At 59.8% G+C, this 19,627-nt stretch carries 16 protein-coding genes; 1 reads left to right on the top strand and 15 read right to left on the bottom strand.

Features of this window, described 5'->3' with window-relative positions:
- Positions 1 to 178: 178 nt before the first annotated feature.
- The 8 genes from HMPREF1985_RS04495 to HMPREF1985_RS04460 all read right to left on the bottom strand — a co-directional run bounded on the left by HMPREF1985_RS04495 (position 179) and on the right by HMPREF1985_RS04460 (position 11,486).
- The gene (locus tag HMPREF1985_RS04495; protein WP_021771302.1) at positions 179 to 3,103 is read right to left on the bottom strand and encodes a metallophosphoesterase family protein; all 2,925 of its coding nucleotides are present in this window, start codon (positions 3,101 to 3,103) and stop codon (positions 179 to 181) included.
- Positions 3,100 to 4,452: an MFS transporter gene (locus HMPREF1985_RS04490; protein WP_040637099.1), complete on the bottom strand. Its 1,353-nt coding sequence runs from the start codon at positions 4,450 to 4,452 to the stop codon at positions 3,100 to 3,102. Before HMPREF1985_RS04490 ends, HMPREF1985_RS04495 begins: the two co-directional genes overlap by 4 nt.
- 260 nt (positions 4,453 to 4,712) lie before the next feature.
- Positions 4,713 to 5,600, bottom strand: a complete 888-nt coding sequence (gene iolE / locus HMPREF1985_RS04485; protein ID WP_040637097.1) for a myo-inosose-2 dehydratase — start codon at positions 5,598 to 5,600, stop codon at positions 4,713 to 4,715.
- Positions 5,601 to 5,634: 34 nt separating this feature from the next.
- Positions 5,635 to 7,587: a 3D-(3,5/4)-trihydroxycyclohexane-1,2-dione acylhydrolase (decyclizing) gene (iolD, locus tag HMPREF1985_RS04480; protein WP_040637096.1), complete on the bottom strand. Its 1,953-nt coding sequence runs from the start codon at positions 7,585 to 7,587 to the stop codon at positions 5,635 to 5,637.
- 36 nt (positions 7,588 to 7,623) lie between these two features.
- Positions 7,624 to 8,421 (bottom strand): 5-deoxy-glucuronate isomerase, encoded by a 798-nt coding sequence (locus HMPREF1985_RS04475; RefSeq protein WP_040637094.1) that lies wholly within the window; start codon positions 8,419 to 8,421, stop codon positions 7,624 to 7,626.
- Entirely contained in the window at positions 8,418 to 9,452 is a 1,035-nt protein-coding gene (iolC, locus tag HMPREF1985_RS04470; protein WP_021771296.1) for a 5-dehydro-2-deoxygluconokinase, read from the bottom strand. Before iolC ends, HMPREF1985_RS04475 begins: the two co-directional genes overlap by 4 nt.
- A gap of 12 nt (positions 9,453 to 9,464) precedes the next feature.
- Entirely contained in the window at positions 9,465 to 10,307 is an 843-nt protein-coding gene (locus HMPREF1985_RS04465) for a ketose-bisphosphate aldolase (RefSeq protein WP_021771295.1), read from the bottom strand.
- 27 nt (positions 10,308 to 10,334) lie between these two features.
- A complete protein-coding gene (locus tag HMPREF1985_RS04460) occupies positions 10,335 to 11,486 on the bottom strand; it encodes an iron-containing alcohol dehydrogenase (RefSeq protein WP_040637093.1) in 1,152 nt (383 codons plus the stop codon).
- A 247-nt stretch (positions 11,487 to 11,733) separates the two neighbouring features.
- On the opposite strand from HMPREF1985_RS04460, the gene HMPREF1985_RS04455 reads away from it, so the two are divergent.
- Positions 11,734 to 12,495, top strand: a complete 762-nt coding sequence (locus tag HMPREF1985_RS04455; RefSeq protein WP_040637092.1) for a DeoR/GlpR family DNA-binding transcription regulator — start codon at positions 11,734 to 11,736, stop codon at positions 12,493 to 12,495.
- Between the two features lie 170 nt (positions 12,496 to 12,665).
- On the opposite strand, the gene HMPREF1985_RS04450 is transcribed toward HMPREF1985_RS04455, so the two are convergent.
- From HMPREF1985_RS04450 to pgk, 7 genes are all read right to left on the bottom strand, one after another.
- A complete protein-coding gene (locus HMPREF1985_RS04450; protein WP_021771290.1) occupies positions 12,666 to 13,244 on the bottom strand; it encodes a DNA-3-methyladenine glycosylase I in 579 nt (192 codons plus the stop codon).
- Positions 13,245 to 13,281: 37 nt separating this feature from the next.
- The gene (locus HMPREF1985_RS04445; RefSeq protein ID WP_040637242.1) at positions 13,282 to 13,980 is read right to left on the bottom strand and encodes a trimeric intracellular cation channel family protein; all 699 of its coding nucleotides are present in this window, start codon (positions 13,978 to 13,980) and stop codon (positions 13,282 to 13,284) included.
- Between the two features lie 173 nt (positions 13,981 to 14,153).
- Positions 14,154 to 15,155 (bottom strand): GGGtGRT protein, encoded by a 1,002-nt coding sequence (locus tag HMPREF1985_RS04440; RefSeq protein WP_040637241.1) that lies wholly within the window; start codon positions 15,153 to 15,155, stop codon positions 14,154 to 14,156.
- A gap of 51 nt (positions 15,156 to 15,206) precedes the next feature.
- Complete coding sequence (locus HMPREF1985_RS04435) at positions 15,207 to 15,899, bottom strand: iron-sulfur cluster assembly scaffold protein (protein WP_040637240.1); 693 nt, start codon at positions 15,897 to 15,899, stop codon at positions 15,207 to 15,209.
- Between the two features lie 111 nt (positions 15,900 to 16,010).
- A complete protein-coding gene (gpmI, locus tag HMPREF1985_RS04430) occupies positions 16,011 to 17,540 on the bottom strand; it encodes a 2,3-bisphosphoglycerate-independent phosphoglycerate mutase (RefSeq protein ID WP_021771286.1) in 1,530 nt (509 codons plus the stop codon).
- Positions 17,541 to 17,552: 12 nt separating this feature from the next.
- Positions 17,553 to 18,302, bottom strand: a complete 750-nt coding sequence (gene tpiA, locus HMPREF1985_RS04425) for a triose-phosphate isomerase (protein WP_021771285.1) — start codon at positions 18,300 to 18,302, stop codon at positions 17,553 to 17,555.
- 107 nt (positions 18,303 to 18,409) lie between these two features.
- A complete protein-coding gene (gene pgk, locus HMPREF1985_RS04420) occupies positions 18,410 to 19,627 on the bottom strand; it encodes a phosphoglycerate kinase (protein WP_040637091.1) in 1,218 nt (405 codons plus the stop codon).

The raw sequence follows: 19,627 nt of genomic DNA, 5'->3' as shown, positions 1-19,627 counted from the left end.
ATATTTTGAGTATGATTCGATAATATCTTGCTGTTCTAAAAACAAAGCATCAATTCAAAACCTATAAATCAAAACCTATAAATCAAAACCTATAAAATCTTGCTTTTAAACTCAAAAAGACGCGTCTTCCAATCGAAAGAGGCGCCTTTGATAGAATTTCGTTCGATTTTGAGCTGTGCTAGCCGTGGATGATGTCCGTGTACTCAGGGTAGTCGCGCAAGCGGTCGACCGGGGGGAATCCCGCCGCACCGGAGAACGTGCCGCGCTCCCAATCGGCACGCGTCGACCAGGTCATCTCCGCGAAGTCCGCACCGCGCCGTGCCGAAACGGAATAGGAAACGAGCTCGGGGATTGCCGCCTTTGCCTCGCCGACGCGCGCTTCCATCTGCGCTGCAATGCGCAGGAATGTGGCCGGCTGCATCCCGTCAAGCGCAATTTCATTCATGCCGTCGTGCAGCTCCATCGAGCGGCTTTCCTTGACGACGGATTGATTATCCGACAGCTCGACGCGCGCATGGATGGATGCGCCTTTCGGGATCCGCACCGTCGCGGCAAGCCGCTCGAACCGCCAGCGCTGCTGCTCCGTCCGAAAGGCAGGCGCATAGACGGCGGGATGGCGCCATTCCGTGCAGTGTGCTCCCCGCGTCTCTATGGAAGCAAAGTCTAGCCATACAGCAAGCGCGTCCTCGCGCGGCCCGATCTTATTCGGACGCGCATAGACCGCTTCCACTTCCTTTTCGGTCAGCCCCTCGGTGTAGAATCGCACTTGTCGGATCCTTGCGGGAAGGTGCGTGAAGTATTTCGGCTTCCCAAGTTCAGGGATCACATGCCCGATGAAGGAAAAGCCGACGAAAATGGGCTGATCCGCCATTTGGCACAGCTTTGCCTCAGGTGCAAGCCCGTCAATGCGGCCGCGGCAGACGCCGTCGCAGAACGAGCGCCCGCCGCGTTCCTTGTCGAAAGAGAGCACGTACTGCCGCCATTTGCCGACGCACGCATCGCCGCCCTGCCAAAAATACTCTTCGCCGTCATGGCAGATGCCCCATTTGATGGTTCCCTTCCGTTCGACTGCGATGCGAAACGCATAGCCTGCGCCCCAGCCGATGGACTTGCCGCGCACCATGAGCGGATTATGCCCCATCTCATCGGCATGCGCAAGGCGATTGATGTTCGCCCAGACCATGCCCGTAAGCCCATTTGGCGTCGCGAGGTCAGCACGGGGCAGGATCTCGATGTAGTCCCCGTAGTGTTCCAGGTCGACCGCCGTCCCCTCCGGCGTTTGGATGAGACGCGGCGTGCCGTGCAGGAGCACGGCATGCCCTTTCCCCGACTGGTCCGCGATGCGCGGCACGATGCGGACTGCCCCCTCGACCTCGACCTTCTCTTCGGGAAGCCCCGCGACCGACACCGCGTGGCTTCCACTTTGCGTGAAGCGGTGGCAGAACGTCACAATGCGCTTTTCATGCGGGCGAAGGCGTACTTCCTTCGTCTGGGCAAGCATGCCGTCAATCCGCAGCGGCAAGGACACGGTCTGCTTCGCCGCGCGCCGATTGGTGAGTTCCACGCGCGCGAAGAGGCAGTCCACGTCCTTCCCTTCCCCAAGCGCAAGATGCGCGTGGGCGCAGCCGATAGGCGCGCGTTCCGCCACCTTCAGGGAGATCTCCGCACCCTCTGCCGAAATGGCATGTGCTCCTGCCTCTTCGGCCGTATAGCAGAGCGTAAGCCTGCGGCTTTCCCCGGGATCCAGCACGGCAAGCTGCGTCCCAGTGCCATGCCCGAAGAGATTGAGCCAATGCGCCTGCCCGTTGTCCACGAGGCGGAGGACTGCGGCGGCGATGCCCGTGCCTTCGTTTTTCGCCATCGCATGCACTTCAACGTGGCCTTTGTCACCCAACGCAGAGATCGAAACGTCCGAAAACCGAATCCGCGGCTCGTCCTTTGTCATGTGTATGGCATCGACAAGCGTGTCTTTCCCGTCCTCCTCGAATCCGTACAGCCGGTAATCGATGGCCTCTTCCGTGATGTCGAGCACGCCGTAATTGTTGCGCCCGACGGCGACGGCTTCCGGGTACTCGGCCAAAAGGCGCACATCCTCCTGCACCGCATCGCGCCTCGCTTCGGCATCCTGCGCACTTCCTTGGCAGACGTACACCGTACGCGCTCCGATCCCAGGCTGCACGGAAACCGCCTTGATGTAGTAGTGCAGATGCCCGCCGATCATGAGATTCACGCCGCACCGCTCGGCGATCGGCACGATGTACTGGTTGTTCAGCGCATCGGTGTACGGATGATGCATGACGAGCACGCGCCACGCTGCCCGCCTTGCCGCCTCGCTCGTCAGATCCGCCTCGGCCCATGCGAGCAGCGCATCGATCCGCTCGCGAAGCCCGCGCTTGATGGCAAGTCCCGCATTGGCCGCATTCATTTCAAGGAGTCCCCACGGATTGCTGTCGACCACGGTGAAATGCGCCGGTCCATACGAAAAGGAGTAGGTATGCCCGCCATCGGGCGACGAAAATGCCGCGCCCTGCACGGAGGAAAAAAACGAATCGTAGAACGGGCCGTCATCGTGGTTGCCATGCGTATAGAATACGGGGAGTTCGGCGAGGAGCGCTGGGATCTTTGCGAACCAATTATCATGGTACTGGTCGTGCTGGTAGCCCGTTCCGAAGGAGATGTCGCCCGTGTGCAGGAGAAACGCCGGTTTCTCACGCCGCAGCGCGCGCTCCACGTACGGGGCGGCGTGAAAGAGATGCGTGTCGGATACCGTCATGAGGCGGATTGCCTTCGGCGCGTCCTGCAAGGTGGAAAACTGCGCCCGCGCACAGCACTGCGCCCCGCACCAAACCGCATAATCGTACCGCGTGGCAGGAGAAAGCCCCTGCAGCGCAGCATGGTAGACATACGCGCCGCCCGGCGATGCCTCTGACGGACGCTCCTTTTCGCCCGCTGCTTCTTGCTCCATCACGCTGCCATCCGGCGCCGTGCAGGAAATGCGAAACGCTGCCTCCTCCGCCGCTTCCCATGCAATGGTCATGCCATCGCATTTCGGCGCCAGCAAGTACGGCCCATTCAAAAGCCGTGCCCTTCCTTCTTGTTTCATGGCTGTCCTTCCTCTTGTTCCTTATGCTTCTTTGCCCAAAGCGTCGGCACGATGAGGAGCGTCATCAGGATGACGCTTCCAATCCAAAATTCGATGATCGTCTCAAAATGGTACGTCGTCACGCCATCGACGACCACTTTCGCCGAATCGAGCAGCATGCCGTTGACGATGTCCTGAAGCGCTGCGCCGCCGTAGGCGAGAAGACCGATGACGCCCATCGCCGCGCCCGTCGCCTTGCGCGGGCAGAGGTCGACGGCGAGAAGCCCGCCGACGAAGCAGAGGATGACGCCGAGCCCAAAGCCGAAGACCACGACGCATGCCGCCGTGAGCATCTTCTGCCCTGCCGGCACGAAGCAGACCCCGATGATGCCGAGCAGCATCACGATGCCGAAGACAATCGTCGTGACGGAATGGCGCGATTTGAATACCTTGTCCGAAATCATGCCCGAAAAGAACGACCCAACGCCGCCTAAGATCGGCGAGAGCGACATGATGCTGCCTGCCGTCACGAGATCCATGTTCTTTGCTTCCTGCAGGAACACGACGCCCCAGCTGCTGATGGAGTAGCGCGAGACGCCAAGGCAGATTGCCGCCGCCGCGAGAAGCCATACGTACGGGTTGCGCACGACCATGAGCTGCGCTTCCTTCGTCGAGACTTCCTGTTCCTGCTTCTCCTGTGCGACCTCGCCCTCGTATTCATTCGCGGACGGAAGCCCGTAGGTCTCCGGCCGGTCGCGCATGAAGCGGTACATGATGAAGGCGAGCACGATGCAGGCGATGCCCGGCATGAAGAATGCGGCGTGCCAGCCGAACGCGACAATGATCATCGCCGTGCCGAGATATGTCGCGCCCTCGCCGACATAGTGCGCGATGCTGAACACGCCGTAGTACGTCGCGAGCTGGCTCTTCGAGAACCATTGCGAGAGCGAGACGATGCACGGTGCCGAGCCCATGCTCTGGAAGACGCCGTTGACCGCCCAAAGGACGAGGAACACCCAGTACGCATCGCTGAATCCGAGAATCGTATTGACGACGGCCGCGCCCAAAAGACCGATCGGCACGATCTTTTTGATATTGCAATGGTCGGCGATAAATCCGTTGGCGAACTTTCCGATGGCAATGACGACCATCATCGCCGCGCCCATCGCACCGAGCTGCGTCGGCGTGAAGCCCGCGTCGATCATTGGCTTTTTGGCAACGCCGAGCGTCATGCGCATGACGTAGTACATGCCGTAGCCAATGATCATGGCCGTGACGGCTTGGAACCGTGCGGAACGATACATGGTTTTGATCCGCGCCGGATCCTTTATGCGGGGCTGGTCTTCCCCAGTCAGAAACCATTTGAACATCTTGCTGCACCTGTCCTTCCTTTCTATAGTCCATTCGACATCCAAAAGCAAACCCTTCTGCTATAGGATCATTTTACTAAAGTTCTGACTCCTTTATCTCCAACATTTTGTTTTCTTTTGCTTCAATACCTGTGCTTTATTGCTTAAAACAGGTTTGGTTTGTTTCCTATCGCAAGCGCATAGCGAAAGGGCTGCCGTCCCATCGGACGGCAGCCCCCCTTGCCGCAAGCGCTTCAGCGGAAGTATGGCCTGCATGATGCTCAGAGATGCGCCTTTTCCTTGATGTACTTGCGCGCCTTGATCGCATACGCAAGCGGGTTCGCCTTGGCGGGATCCTGCTCCGCCTCGACGATGTACCAGCCGTCGTAGCGGCTCTTCCCTACGATATCGAAAATCGGCTCGAAGTCAATATCGCCGTCGCCCGGCACCGTGAACATGCCGGCGCGGACGCCGTCGAGGAAGCTCATGTTCTCCGCTTTGACCCTGTTGCGCACCTCCATGCGGATATCCTTGAGGTGGATATGGCGGATGCGCGGCAGATACTTCTTGAGGATCGCGACGGGGTCCTCGCCCGAGCAGACCAGATGTCCCGTATCGTAGAGCAGCCAAACGAGATCCGGATCCGTCATCTCCATGAGGCGGTCGATTTCCTCCGTCGTCTGCACGCACGTGCCCATGTGATGATGGTACGTCATCGTGAGGCCGATTTTCTTTGCGACAGCGCCGAGCCGATCCAGCCCCTCGGCGAGCGTCTTCCACTGTTCTTCCGTATTGTGCGGCTTGCCCGCAAATACGGGGACATCGAGCTTGCCCTGCACGCTCGTTCCCTGCTCTGCGACGTTGCAGAACTTCGCGCCCATCGCCTTTAGGAACTCGCAGTGCGCGATGAAATCCTTCTCGACCTGCTCATACGGCTGCGAGAGAAGGAAGGAGCTGAACCACGCGCTTGCAATCGAGAGGCCGCGCAGCTTCAATGCCTTCTTGAGGACATCGACATCCTTCGGGTACTTGCTGCCAATTTCACAGCCCGTGAAGCCTGCGAGCGCCATTTCGCTGACACACTGCTCGAACGTGTTTTCCTTGCCGAGATCCGGCATATCGTCATTCGTCCACGCGATCGGCGCAATGCCGAGTTTGATATTCGCCATTTCAAGCCCTCCTAGAAATTCAGAACCAACCGCATCAATATTTTCGAGCCGCATCGTAGTTCGGCTTCATCAAATCCTTGTAGACTTTTTGGATCTTCTCGCTCTTTGAGACCTCGGCGACGCCGACGCGCCACCAGTCGCCATAGCCGTGCACCATCGTCTTCGGCAGCACCTTGCAGTCGATGAGCGTCGAGACCTTCTGTTTCTTGGCATCTGCGATCGCCGCCTTGAGCTCTTCCGCATTGTGGACCGTGTAGCTCTTGCAGCCGTAGGACGCCGCATTCATCGCGAAGTCGACGGGGACATAGCCGCCGTCGAGCTGACCCGTCTTCTCATTGCGGAAACGGATTTCCGTCCCGTAGCTGCCCTGCCCATGCCCGATCTGCAGGTTGTTGATGCAGCCGTTCGTCATGTTGTCGAAGAGAATGACGTTGATCTTCTTGTGCTCGGCAATCGAAACGGGAAGCTCCGAGTGCAGCATCATGTACGCCGCATCCCCGACGAGCGCGTAGACCTCGCGCTCCGGCTCCGCGATCTTGACGCCGAGCGCCGCGTTGACTTCGTAGCCCATGCAGGAAAAGCCGTACTCGACGTGGTAGCTGCCCTTCGACTTCGGGCACCATGCGCGCTGCAGGTCGCCCGGCAGCGAGCCCGAAGCGCCGACGACGATCGCATCCTCGTCCATGCACGCGTCGAGCACGCCGAGGACGCGCGTCTGCGGCATCGCGCCGCCCGTGACCTTGAGGAACTCCTTCGCCGCCTTCTTGAAGTCGAAGTCATCGTTGACCTCCGGCACGAAGTCATCGCCCGTATACTCGAGATGGAAGAGGCGATCGACCTCTGCCGCGTAATCGCTCTTTGCCTTTTGGATGTCGGCTGCATACGCATCGGAGACATGGTAGCCCGTCTTGCCGAGCGCCGCATCGAGCATGGAAAGCGCCGCGCCCGCATCGCCGACGACCTGCAGGCCGTCCATCTTGTAGGCATGGAAGCGCGAGATGTTGATGTTCAGGAATTCGACCTCGGGGTTCTGATAGATCCACTTCGAGGACGTCGTGAAGTCCGTATAACGCGTGCCGACGCCGATGACGAGGTCAGCTTCCTTCGCGAGCGTGTTTGCCGCAAGGCCGCCCGTCTCGCCGAGGCCGCCCATGTTGAGCGGATGGTCCCATGGAATCGTGCCCTTGCCGGCCTGCGTCTCGCCGAACGGGATGCCGTACTTCTCGGCAAACTTGCGGAACGTCTCCTCCGCCTCGGAGTACTTGACGCCGCCGCCGAAAATCATGAGCGGGCGCTTCTTGCCTGCGAGGAGCTTTGCCGCCTCTTCGATGGCGCGGTCCGACGGCTTCGTGCGCTCGATATGATGGACGCGCTTCTTGAAGAAATATTCGGGGTAATCCCAAGCCTCCCCCTCGACATCCTGCGGAAGCGCAATGCAGACCGCTCCCGTCTCGGCGGGATCCGTGAGGACGCGCATCGCGTTGATGCACGCCGTCATAAGGATCTCTGGGCGCGTCACGCGATCCCAATACTTGCAGACGGGGCGGAATGCATCGTTCGTCGTGACCGTGAGGCTCGACGGCTGCTCCATCTGCTGCAGGACGGGATCGGGCTGGCGGTCTGCGTACGTGTCGCCCGGCAGGAAGAGCACGGGAATGCAGTTTGCCGTCGCCGTGCCGGCTGCCGTGACCATGTTCGCCGCACCGGGGCCGACCGAGGAGGTGCAGGCATACATCTGCTTGCGGCGCTTTTGCTTCGCGAAGCCGATGGCCGCATGCGCCATGCCTTGCTCGTTGCGCCCCATGCGCATGATGAGGTGGCCGGGATCTTCCTCGAGCGCCTGGCCGATGCCGACGACGTTGCCATGACCGAATATGCCGAAGATGCCTTCAAACATCGGAACTTCCTTGCCGTCAAACTCGACGTACTGGTTGTTCAGGAACTTGACGAGCGCCTGCGCGACCGTCCGTCTTACCGTCTTTGCCATGTTCATTTCCTCCTAACACATCCGCACAGGAGCTGCTCACTTCTTGCGCTTCGGCTGCCAAATCTCGGCAGCGGGATCGAGGAGCCACGTGTGCTCCGGGAGATCCGTGCGCGTCTTCTTCCACGGGTTGCCCGGCAGGTGGCGGATCATCCAGCTATACCACATCGCGTAGCCCGGCGCCGTGACCTGCGGATGCATATAGCCGCCCGAAATCTCCGACCAGCTATTATGCGAGATCTTGAATGCATTGTCGCCGATGAACGCCGCGCCAAAGCCCTGCGGCTTGTCGAACTTGTACGTGTAGACCTCCGGCTGCGGATGGTTGTGCGGGATATAGCCCGACCAGCAGCCCGGCGTGTTGACGACCTCGCCGTTGACCATGTTCGAGTACGGCGCATTGTCGTAGTCGAAAATCGTGCGCACCGTGCGCTCCGCCGTGCCCTGCCACATACCGCCGCCAAAGATGTCGGCCTGCACGTCGGCAGGATGGTAGAATACCGGCGTGAAATCGCGGTCGTTCAGCGTCTTCTGCACGAGCACCTGCGATGCCTTGAGCGCCTTTAGGACGACCTTCCTGCCATGCGGCACATGGAGCGCATAAGGACACTCATCGAAAAGCGACGCGCGGTGCATGACCTCGCGCTTGCCGTCCCACTCGATCTTGACGTCGCCCGTCAGGATGACGAATGCCGTCTCCTGCAGGGCGTCCTCGAATTCGACGACCTCGTTTTCCTCCATGACCTGATAGCCGATGTCCATGAGCATGTCGCTCTCGCGCGTCGTCATGGCGTTGTAGCCATGGGCAAGCTCTGCTCCCAAACGTCCGAATCTCATAATCCCGCCTCCCATGCAAGTTCCGTGATGACTTTTTCGTCCTTGTGCTCCTTCATGAACGCATCGATCTGCTCGACCGTCTGCATCGCGTTGGAGCAGCTATGGCTCGCGACGACCATCGCCGCATGTGCCGTGCCGTGCTGCAGGGAATCCGCAACCGACCATCCAGAGAGCAGGCCGTAGACGAACGCGCTGCCGTATGCGTCGCCGCCGCCGAACGACTTCAGGAGCTTGATACGATACGACTCGACCTTGTACGCTTTCTTGTCGGCCGTGTAGGCAATCGAGCCTTTCTTTCCATGCTTGATCACGACGATCTTCGCGCCGTGTGCGATGTACCGCTCGGCAATGACGTGATCCTTTGGATCCTCTGCCTCTTCGTCGAGCCCTTCCGTCAGATTGACCTCGTCGCGCGAGCCGATGATGACGTCCGCCATGCCCGCGAGCAGCGAGTAGTAAATCTGTATCTCTTTCTTCGTGCGCCAGCTATACGGGCGGTAGTCAATGTCGAAGAGGATGCGCGTGCCGTGCTTTTTCGCGTACTGTGCCGCGATGAGGCACGCCTCGCGCGAAGGGCTTGCCGAAAGCGCCGTGCCCGAGACGATGAGGATCTTGGAATCGGCGATGTACTGCTCGTCGACGTCCTCGGGGCGGATCTGGAGGTCGGCGACGGCATCGCGGTACATGAGGATGCTGCTCTCCGTCGGGCTCTTGATCTCCGTGAACGTCAGCCCCATGCGCTCGCCGTGCCGCGCGCGCGTCATTTGGCTCGTGTCGATGCCGCGCGCCTCAAAGTAGTGGAGCACGAAGTCGCCAAACTGGTCATCCGAGACGCACCCGATGAAGCCGACCTTCTTGCCGAGCTTGTTGATGCCGACTGCCATGTTGCCGGGCGAGCCGCCGAGGTACATGGAAAACGTCTCGACCTTGTCGAGCGTGCGGTTGAGCTCATTCGGATTGAAGTCCAGCGTGACGCGCCCGATGAGCACGACATCGCGTTTCTTGTTTGCATCAAAGGTGATGAGTGACATTCTTTTTCCTCCTCATGCCTTGCCGTTCAGCCCAAAAATCTGCATATGCTTCTTGACATTCGCATACGTCGCCTCCACGATGGCATTGCTGAAGTCGAAGTAGTTCGCCTCCGGCTTCTCGCTGTGCATGGCCTTGATTTTCGCAGCGGATGCGTCGTAGGACGCCGTCGCGATGTTGATCTTGTCGATGCCGTTTGCGAGGCACGTCCGAAAATCCTGCTCCGTGAGCCCTGTGCCGCCGTGCAGGACGAGGCGCGTCTTGGTCGCGGCATGGATTTCCTTCAGGCGGTCGATGCGAAGATTCGGTTTCTCCCTGTAGTTGCCGTGCGCCGTGCCGATCGCGACGGCGAGTGCGTCGACGCCCGTCTCTTCTGCGAAGCGGACGGCCTCATCGACGCTCGTCACGAGCACATCGACGCTCTTGTAGTCGCCTTCCGCGCCGCCGACGCGGCCGATCTCCGCCTCGACGTCCGCACCGTAGCTCCTTGCGAGCTTCACGACCTCTTTCGTGCGCGCGATGTTCTCATCAAGTGGGTACTTCGAGCCGTCGAACATGACGGACGTGAAGCCGAGGTCAAGCGCGAGCCGGATCGTCTCCATCGTGCCGCCGTGGTCGAGGTGCACGGCGGTCGGCATCCTGCATCGCTTCGCCGCCGCGAGCATCACAGGCCCGAGGAGATCGAGCGGCGAATAGCGCAGCCGTCCTTCCGCAATCTGCAGGATGAGCGGCGCACGCATCTCTTCCGCCGCGCGGATTGCGCCCATTGCCATTTCCATATCCGATACATTGAACGCGCCTACTGCATAGGTATCGTCCGCCTTATGGATGAGGTCGGACAGTTTTGCGAGTGCCATAGATTGCCCTCCTTTGCGCGCTGCGTCTCAGTACAGTTCTTTGTAGATTGCGATGAGCTGATCCTTTGTCGGAACGCGCATCGTATTCTGTGGGCTGCCGCTCTCGAGCGCGTCATCCGCCATCTTGCTGAGCTGCGCAAAGAAGTCGTCCTTCTTGACGCCGAGCTCCTCAATCGTCGGAATGCCGACCGCCTTGCAGAAACGTGCGACTTCCTTCACGAACGCCTCTGCCGCATCGTGCGCTGGCGTCAAGTCATCCGCAACGCCCATGACGCGTGCGATCGTCGCGAAGCGCTCCGTGTTCTCTTCGATGGCGAACTTCATGCACGCCGGCAGGAGGATCGCGTTCGATACGCCGTGCGCGATATGGAAGAGTGCGCCGATCGGGCGGCTCATGCCATGCACGATGGTGACCGAAGCATTGTTGAATGCGATGCCCGCCTCCGTCGCGGCGATCGACATCGCGAGGCGTGCCTCGACATTCTTGCCGTCCGCATAGCAGAGCGGCAGGTTCTTATGGATCTTCTTGATGGCGGACAGTGCGAACGTATCCGTGAGCGGCTGCGCCTTGCGCGACGTGTACGCCTCGATCGCATGGCAGAGCGCATCGATGCCCGTCGCTGCCGTGACCTTCGGCGGAGCCGTCATCGTGAACGTCGGGTCAACGACCGCGAGCGCGGGGATGATGGACGGCCCGCCGAGGAGCATCTTGACGTTGTTCTCCGTATCGGCGATGATCGTATTCTTCGTGACTTCCGAACCCGTGCCTGCCGTCGTCGGAATCGCGACGAGATACGGGACCTCCATGTCGATGTCCACATGCATATAGTCGCGGAGCTTGCCTTTCGATACCGACAGGAACGCGATGGCCTTCGCCGTGTCCATCGGACTGCCTCCGCCGAGTGCAATGAGAAAGTCGCACTTCTCGGCGCGGTAGGCTGCAAGCCCCCCCTCTACAATCTTGTCCGTCGGTTCGGCGTTTGCGCCGTCGTAGATCGCATAAGGGATGTTGCCCTTCTTCAGCGCCGCCTCGACCTTCGCCGCATTGCCGAACTTGACCATGAACGGATCCGTCACGATGAGCGCCTTCGTGCCCTTGCCCTTGATGTGCCCGCTAAGCTCATCTATGACATTCGTTCCCGAAAGGATCTTTGCCGGAACCATGAACGTGTACCCCATGACAACCACTCTCCTAACAGCATGACCTAACAGCATGACCAGTAAATATTTGATAATATTTTGATTATCTTATGGATATAATTTAATACTTTTGCTTCATTTTGTCAATATATTTTTTTGATAATATGGTCAAATAAAAATAGAAAATATTCTTGTATCTTTGGCGTAGAAGTTTTATAATAACATGCATAGATGTGTCTAGGCCCTTATCATAAATAGGATAAAATGCGATAAAGCAGGTGTTTTTATGAAAATTGACCGCATCAACCGTATGCATGAATTGCTGAAAGAAGTCCATAATATATCGATAAACGACTTATGCGATACGTTCAATGTATCCAAAAACACCATTCGTCGTGACATTGCCGAGCTCGAAGAAAAGGGCATCATCCGAAAAGTGTACGGCGGCATCGTGCTCAACGAGCGCCAGCAGGAGCCCGAGCCTTTCTCCTTGCGCGAGACGCGCAACGCAGACGCCAAGAAGCGTATCGCAAGGCTCGCGGCGGGCTTCGTCAAGGACGGCGACGTCATCTACATCGACTCGGGCACGACGACGATGCACATGATCCCCTTCCTGACGGAGAAGCAGCATCTCACGATCGTGACGGCGAGCGTGCATGTCATCAACATCGCCTCTTCTTTCGCCAACCTCAATATCATCGCAACGGGAGGCTCACTCTTCATGCCGTCAAAGGCGTTCGTCGGGCCTTCCGTCCTACAGTGCCTGCGCCAGTACAACATCTCGAAAATCTTCCTCGCCAGCACGGGAATCTCCCTTGCACACGGCGCGACGAACGCCTCGCCGCTCGAGTGTGAAATCAAGCGCTGCCTCATCGAAAAGCCATGCCCGCACTACCTGCTCGTCGACAGCTCCAAGTTCGGCGTCGCCTCGCTGATGAGCTATTGCGCGCTAAAGGATCTCGATTGCCTCATAACGGACGAGATGCCGCCGGAAAAGTACCGCATCTACTGCAAGGAGAACGGCGTCCAGCTCGTTACGCCCGATTGACAGGAACGTAACAGGAAAGCCGCTCCGGCAAATTGCCGAAGCGGCTTTTTCCTGTCACGTTGTCACGTTCGCCCCCAAAAAAGACGGCGCTGCGTGGCGGGCGGCGATGCATCACGCGGAACCGCCGCATCCCCCGCCACGATACGGCATGTACCGCCGCGCCCTGCGGATCACAGCCCTGCTTTTGGGCAAGGGGCAGGCGTGCGCCAGCACTCCGCTTCATGGGAAAAAAGGACGCCGACCGCCTGCAAGTAGGAATAGATGATGGTGGAACCGACGAATTTCATGCCGCGCTTCCTGAGATCCTCGGAAATGGCATCGGACAGCGGCGATGTCGCCGCCCCCCGCTCAACGACCGTCTTCCCCTTTGTCCATCGCCATAAATACGCATCAAATGTGCCGTATTCCCTTTGGATCGCGCCAAAGATTTGGGCATTCGTCACGGCAGCGCGAATCTTGAGCCGGTTGCGGACGATGCCCGCGTCGCGCGCGAGCGCCTCGCATTTCGCATCGTCGTAGCCGGCAATCGCCTTTGCATCGAAGCCATCGAAAGCACGGCGAAAATGCTCGCGCTTGTGCAGGATGCACGCCCACGACAGCCCCGCTTGAAAGCTTTCGAGAAGCAGCATTTCAAAAAGTTTCCCATCGTCATGGACGGGAACGCCCCACTCCTCGTCATGGTATCTTATGTACGCTTCATCTTTCGGGTCTGCCCATGCGCAGCGCTTTTTCCCATCGTTCCATTCCATCCAATTCCCTCCACCGATCCTCGGGATATCGCGTGCGCTACTGCCGCATATCCGTCCATTCCCGTTCCGCTTCATGCTCGCGATGGCACTTCGGCGGATGCGGATGATAGAGGCTCCAGTTCCAGTGGATCGCGGCAAAACGGATGAGGAGGACGAGAAGGAAGGCGAGCCACGAGACGGCTTCGACGCCAATCGCGCCGCCCATCACACAGAATACGAAAGCGCCGGCGAGAGATGCCGCCGCGTAGACTTCGGCGTAGAGGACGACCGGCATCCGCTTCGCGAGTACATCGCGGATCATGCCGCCGCCCACTGCCGTGGTCACCGCGAGGAGGACGGTCAGGACATAGCTGCCCGTCCCACCGAACCGAAGCCCTGTGAGCGCCCCCGTAATCGTAAAAGCGGCCAGGCCGATGGCATCGGAGACATTGAAGATCGTCCGAAGCCGCCGGCGCCGCATCCGCCGAAGCCCGCTCCACTGATAGAGAACGGACGTTGCGAAGGCGACACCGACGGCGAGCAGGAAGTCCGTCGTATCGCGCAGCGCCATCGGCGGCGTGAGCCCCACGAGAAGGTCGCGCACCATGCCGCCGCCCACTGCTGTCGCAAGGGCGAGGACGGATATGCCGAAGATGTCCATGCGCCGCGAGAGCCCGACCAGTGCCCCCGAAACGGCGAAAGCGATCGTCCCAATGATGTCAAAGAGCCGCCAAAGATCCATTCCCTCCACGAGCATCGTTTTTCGTTTTTCCTTTCCACTGCCACAAAGCATATCGTTGGATCCCATTATACTCCGTCCTGCGTGCAAATTCCAACAGATGCGACGAGAAAGAAAGCGCAGGATAAAAAGCCCCCAAGCATTCGTTTCCGAAGACGAACGCTCGGGGACCGGTCAAATGAAACGCGAGGTTACTTGCCCATCGCTTCCTGCACGGCGACTGCGACCGCGACCGTCATGCCGACCATCGGGTTGTTGCCTGCGCCGATGAGTCCCATCATGTCGACGTGTGCCGGAACGGAGGACGAGCCGGCGAACTGTGCGTCGCTGTGCATGCGCCCCATCGTATCCGTCATGCCGTAGGAAGCAGGGCCTGCCGCCATGTTGTCCGGGTGGAGCGTACGGCCCGTTCCGCCGCCCGAAGCGACCGAGAAGTACTTCTTCCCCTTTTCGACGCATTCCTTCTTGTAGCAGCCTGCAACCGGGTGCTGGAAGCGCGTCGGGTTCGTCGAATTGCCCGTGATGGAGATGTCGACGTCCTCCAGGTGCATGATGGCGACGCCTTCCTGCACGGAGTCCGCGCCGTAGCAGCGAACCTTCGAGCGAACGCCGTCGCTGTACGCGATTTCCTTGACGACGTTGACCTTGTTTGCCTTGTAGTCGTAGTCCGTGACGACGTAGGTGAAGCCGTTGATGCGGCTGATGATCTGCGCCGCATCCTTGCCGAGACCGTTCAGGATAACACGAAGCGGGTTCTTTCGAACCTTGTTTGCCGTCTGCGCGATGCCGATTGCGCCCTCTGCCGCCGCGAAGGACTCATGGCCTGCGAGGAATGCGAAGCAGCCCGCTTCCTCCGAGAGGAGCATGGCGCCGAGGTTGCCGTGCCCGAGGCCGACCTTGCGGTGATCCGCGACGGACCCCGGCACGCAGAATGCCTGCAGCCCCTCGCCGATTGCCTTTGCCGCGTCCACTGCCTTCGTGCAGCCCTTCTTGATGGCGATCGCCGCGCCGAGCGTGTACGCCCAAGCCGCGTTGTCAAATGCGATCGGCTGCAGATCCTTTACGATCTCGCCTGCCTTTACGCCTTTCCCGTCACAGATCTTCTTCGCGTCCTCGATGGATGCGATCCCGTATTCCTTGCAGACCTTGTTGATTTTGTCAATGCGACGCTCATAGCCTTCGAATAATGACATGATGCGATTCATCCTTCCTTTTCTCTCAAATTGTAGCAGCTCAATCCGATCTTACGCTTCGCGCGGGTCGATGTACTGGACGGCATCCGCGAAACGGCCTTTCGTGCTCGTGTTCGCCTGGATCGCCTCGTTTGCATCCTTGCCCTTGCGGACCGCTTCCATGACCTTGCCGAGCTGGACGACTTCGTACCCGATGACGCGGCCTTCCTTGTCGAGACCGAGCTTCGTGACGTAGCCTTCTGCGAGTTCGAGATAGCGGGGACCTTTCTTAAGTGTGCTGTAGAGCGTGCCCGTCTGGCTGCGGAGCCCCTTGCCGAGATCATCGAGGCCTGCGCCGATGGGAAGCCCGTCGTCGGAGAACGCCGTCTGGCTTCGGCCGTACGCGATCTGGAGGAAGAGCTCGCGCATTGCCGTGTTGATGGCATCGCAGACGAGATCCGTATTGAGCGCCTCAAGGACCGTGAGACCGGGGAGGATCTCCGCCGCCATCGCCGCACTGTGCGTCATGCCGGAGCAGCCGATCGTCTCGATGAGCGCTTCCTGGATGATGCCGTCCTTGACGTTGAGCGTCAGCTTGCAAGCGCCCTGCTGCGGTGCGCACCAGCCCACGCCGTGCGTGAGGCCGCTGATGTCCTGCACATTTTTGGACTTGACCCACTTGCCCTCCTCAGGGATGGGGGCAGCGCCGTGGTGCACCTCCTGTGCGACGCACACCATGTCTTCCACTTTTTGTGAATAAGCAATCATGATTTGTTTCCTCTCCTTTTTTGATTCATACACAGAAAACTCCATCCGCCCTGCCCTTCTTCCCCTTTTGCTCGGAAGGATCCGCAAAGGGCATGCAGATAAAAGGACTTAAATCTCGACGAGGCTCTTGCCCGTCATGAGGGATGGGATCTCCAGCCCAGCGAGCGTCAGCAGCGTCGGCGCGATGTCGCATAGCGCGCCGTCCTTCACCTTCTTCACGCGGTCGGAGACCACGATGAAGGGAACGGGGTTCGTCGTGTGCTTTGTGAACGGCTGGTTGTTCTCGTAGTCCATCATCTTGTCGGCGTTGCCGTGATCCGCTGTGATGCAGGCCTCGCCGCCGACCTCGCGGATCGCGTCGACAAAGCGCCCGACGCACGTATCGACCGTCTCGACCGCCTTGACGACGGCAGGGAAAATGCCCGTATGGCCGACCATGTCGCAGTTCGCATAGTTCAGGATGATGAAGTCGTACTTGCCGCTCTTGATCGCGGCGACGACCTTGTCCGTGACCTCGACCGCGCTCATTTCGGGCTTCAAGTCATACGTCGCGACCTTCGGGCTCGGCACGAGGATGCGGTCCTCGCCCTTGTACGGCTCTTCGACGCCGCCGTTGAAGAAGAACGTGACGTGCGCGTACTTCTCCGTCTCGGCGATGCGAAGCTGCGTGAGCCCCTTGTCCTGAAGGATCTCGCCGAGCGTCGACTCGATGTGCTCCGGCGGGAACGCAACGAGCGCGTTCATGCCGTCCTCGTACTGCGAGAACGTCGCGAACGGGATATGAAGGTTTTCGTCGCGCGCAAAGCCGTCGAAGTGTTCATCGACGAATGCGTGCGTGAGCTGACGCGCGCGGTCGGGACGGAAGTTGAAGAAAATCGCGCCGTCGCCGTTCTTCATGCCCGCGTAGCCCGCAACGACGAACGGAACGACGAATTCGTCGTTGACGCCCGCCTCGTAGCTCGCCTTGAGCCCTGCGACGGGATCCTCCGCATAGACGCCTTCGGCGTGTGCGATCGCCTCGTACGCCTTCTGCTCGCGGTCCCAGCGCTTGTCGCGGTCCATCGCGTAGTAGCGGCCGCTGACCGTCGCAATCCGGCCGACGCCGATCTCCCTGCACTTTTCTTCGAGCTCTTCGAGGAACGGCTTTGCGCTCTGCGGCGGCACGTCGCGCCCGTCGAGGAATGCGTGGACGTAAACTTCCGAGAGTCCCTGCTTTTTCGCGAGCTCGAGGAGGGCGTAGAGGTGCCCCTGATGGCTGTGGACGCCGCCCGGGGAGACGAGTCCCAGGAGATGGAGCGCGCCGCCCTTTGCCTTCGCGTCGTTTACGATGGTGAGCAGCGCTTTGTTCTGGAAGAAGTCGCCGTTCTGGATGTCGCGCGTGATGCGCGTGAGCTGCTGGAAGATGACGCGGCCCGCGCCGATGTTCGTATGGCCGACCTCGGAGTTGCCCATCTGCCCGTCCGGCAGTCCGACGTACTCGCCAGACGCCTGAAGCTGGCTCCATGCGTACCGTTCCATAAGACCGTCGAGCACGGGCGTCTTCGCCTGCTGCACCGCATTGTTCTTGTCATTCTTATCGCCGAGGCCGCATCCATCCATGATGATGAGTGCGATCGGGGCATGTTTGAGTTTTGCCATTTTGCGTCCTTCTTAGTAATTCACAATCTCGCTGAAATCCTTCGCCTTCAGCGAAGCGCCGCCGACGAGCGCGCCGTCGACGTTCGGCTGCTTCATGAGATCCTTGATCGTAGCGGGCTTTACGCTGCCGCCGTACTGGATGCGGACCGCATCTGCCGCCTGCTGGCCGAACTGCTTTGCGACGGCCTCGCGGATCGCCCTGCAGACCTCCTCTGCCTGCTCGAACGTAGCCGTCTTGCCTGTGCCGATCGCCCAAATCGGCTCGTATGCGAGGACGAGCTTCGCTGCTTCGTCCGCCTTGAAGCCCTCAAGCGCCGCATGGATTTGGCGGACGACGTGGTCGATGTACTTGCCCGCCTCGCGGACCGCAAGCGACTCGCCGCAGCAGATGATCGGCGTGATGCCGGCAGCGAAAGCCGCGTGGGCGCGCTTGTTGACGCCCTCATCCGTCTCGCCGAAGTAGTCGCGGCGCTCGCTGTGTCCGAGGATGACGTAATCCACGCCGATCTCATTCAGCATGCCCGTCGAGATCTCGCCCGTATAGGCGCCGCTCTTTTCCCAATGCACGTTCTGCGCGCCGACGTGGATGTTCGTTCCCTTGAGCGCACTGGCAACCGAAGCGAGCGCCGTCGCCGTCGGGCAGACGACGACCGTGACCTTCGCGTCCTTCACGAGCGGCGCGAGTTCCTTCACGAGCGAAACGCCTTGCGCGATCGTGTTGTTCATCTTCCAGTTGCCTGCGATAATCGGAGTCCTTGCCATGATGATGCCCCCTATGCCTAGTTCGATAAAGGAGCGGGAAAACCCGCAGGCTCTCCCCCTCCTGCCAACCTCCTAGGGTCTGCGTCAAGCAGACCCCTTTCTTATTCTTATTTGTCTGCGATCGCTGCGATGCCCGGCATCTCCTTGCCTTCGAGGAACTCGAGCGTCGCGCCGCCGCCCGTCGAAACGTGCGAGATCTTGTCCGTGAGCCCCGTCTTCTTGAGCGCCGCGATCGAGTCGCCGCCGCCGACGATGCTCGTCGCGCCTGCGTCCGTCGCATCCGCGACAGCCTTGGCAACCGCGAGCGTTCCCTTTGCGAATTCATCGCATTCGAAGACGCCCATCGGTCCGTTCCAAATGATCGTCTTCGCACCCTTCAATGCCTCGACGTACGCCTTCGACGTCTTGTCGCCGCTGTCAAGTGCCTGCCAGCCGTCTTCGACCTTGTCGACGTCGACCGTCTTCATCTTGCCTTCCGCCTTCCACTTCGCCTCGTCCGCGAGCGGGAACATGTTTGCGACCACGACATCGAGCGGCAGGACGACCTTGACGCCCTTTTTCTCTGCCTTTTTGAGGAGCTCCCTTGCGAGATCCATCTTGTCCGGCTCGCAGAGCGAGTCGCCGATCGGCAGCCCCTTCGATGCATCAAATGTATGCGCCATGCCGCCGCCGATGATGATCGTGTCGACTTTGTCGATCATGTTGCTGATGACGCCGATCTTGTCGGAGACCTTTGCGCCGCCGATGATTGCGACAAACGGACGCTGCGGCGCTTCGAGCGTCTTGCCGATGTAGTTGATTTCCTTCTCCATGAGGAAGCCTGCGACCGTCTCGATGTACTTCGGAACGCCTGCATTCGAGGCATGGCCGCGGTGCGAGACGCCGAATGCGTCGTCGACGGCAACGTCGGCGAGCGAAGCGAGCTGCTTTGCAAACGCCGGATCGTTCTTCTTCTCTTCCTTGTGGTAACGAAGGTTCTCCAGCAGGAGGACTTCGCCGGGCTTGAGCGCCTTCGCGAGCTTCTCCGCCTCAGGGCCGACGCAGTCCGGCGCCCACTTGACCTCGCGGCCGAGGAGCTCGGAGAGGTGCTTGACGAGGTGCTTCGTGCTGAACTTGTCTTCACGCGCCTCGGTCGGGCGGCCGATGTGGCAGGCGATGATGAGCGCCGCGCCGCCATCGAGGAGGTAGTTGAGCGTCGGCAGCGTGCGGACCATGCGCGTGTCATTCGTGATGTGCATGTCCGCATCAAACGGCACATTGTAGTCCACGCGGACGAATACTTTCTTGCCCTTTACGTCGATGTCTTTGATTGTCTTTTTGTTCAT

The sequence above is a fragment of the Mitsuokella sp. oral taxon 131 str. W9106 genome (assembly GCF_000469545.1).
Taxonomy (GTDB): Bacteria; Bacillota; Negativicutes; order Selenomonadales; family Selenomonadaceae; genus AWVT01.
The sequence above is the reverse complement of the archived record's forward strand: the minus strand, read 5'-3'. Positions and strand labels throughout refer to the sequence as shown.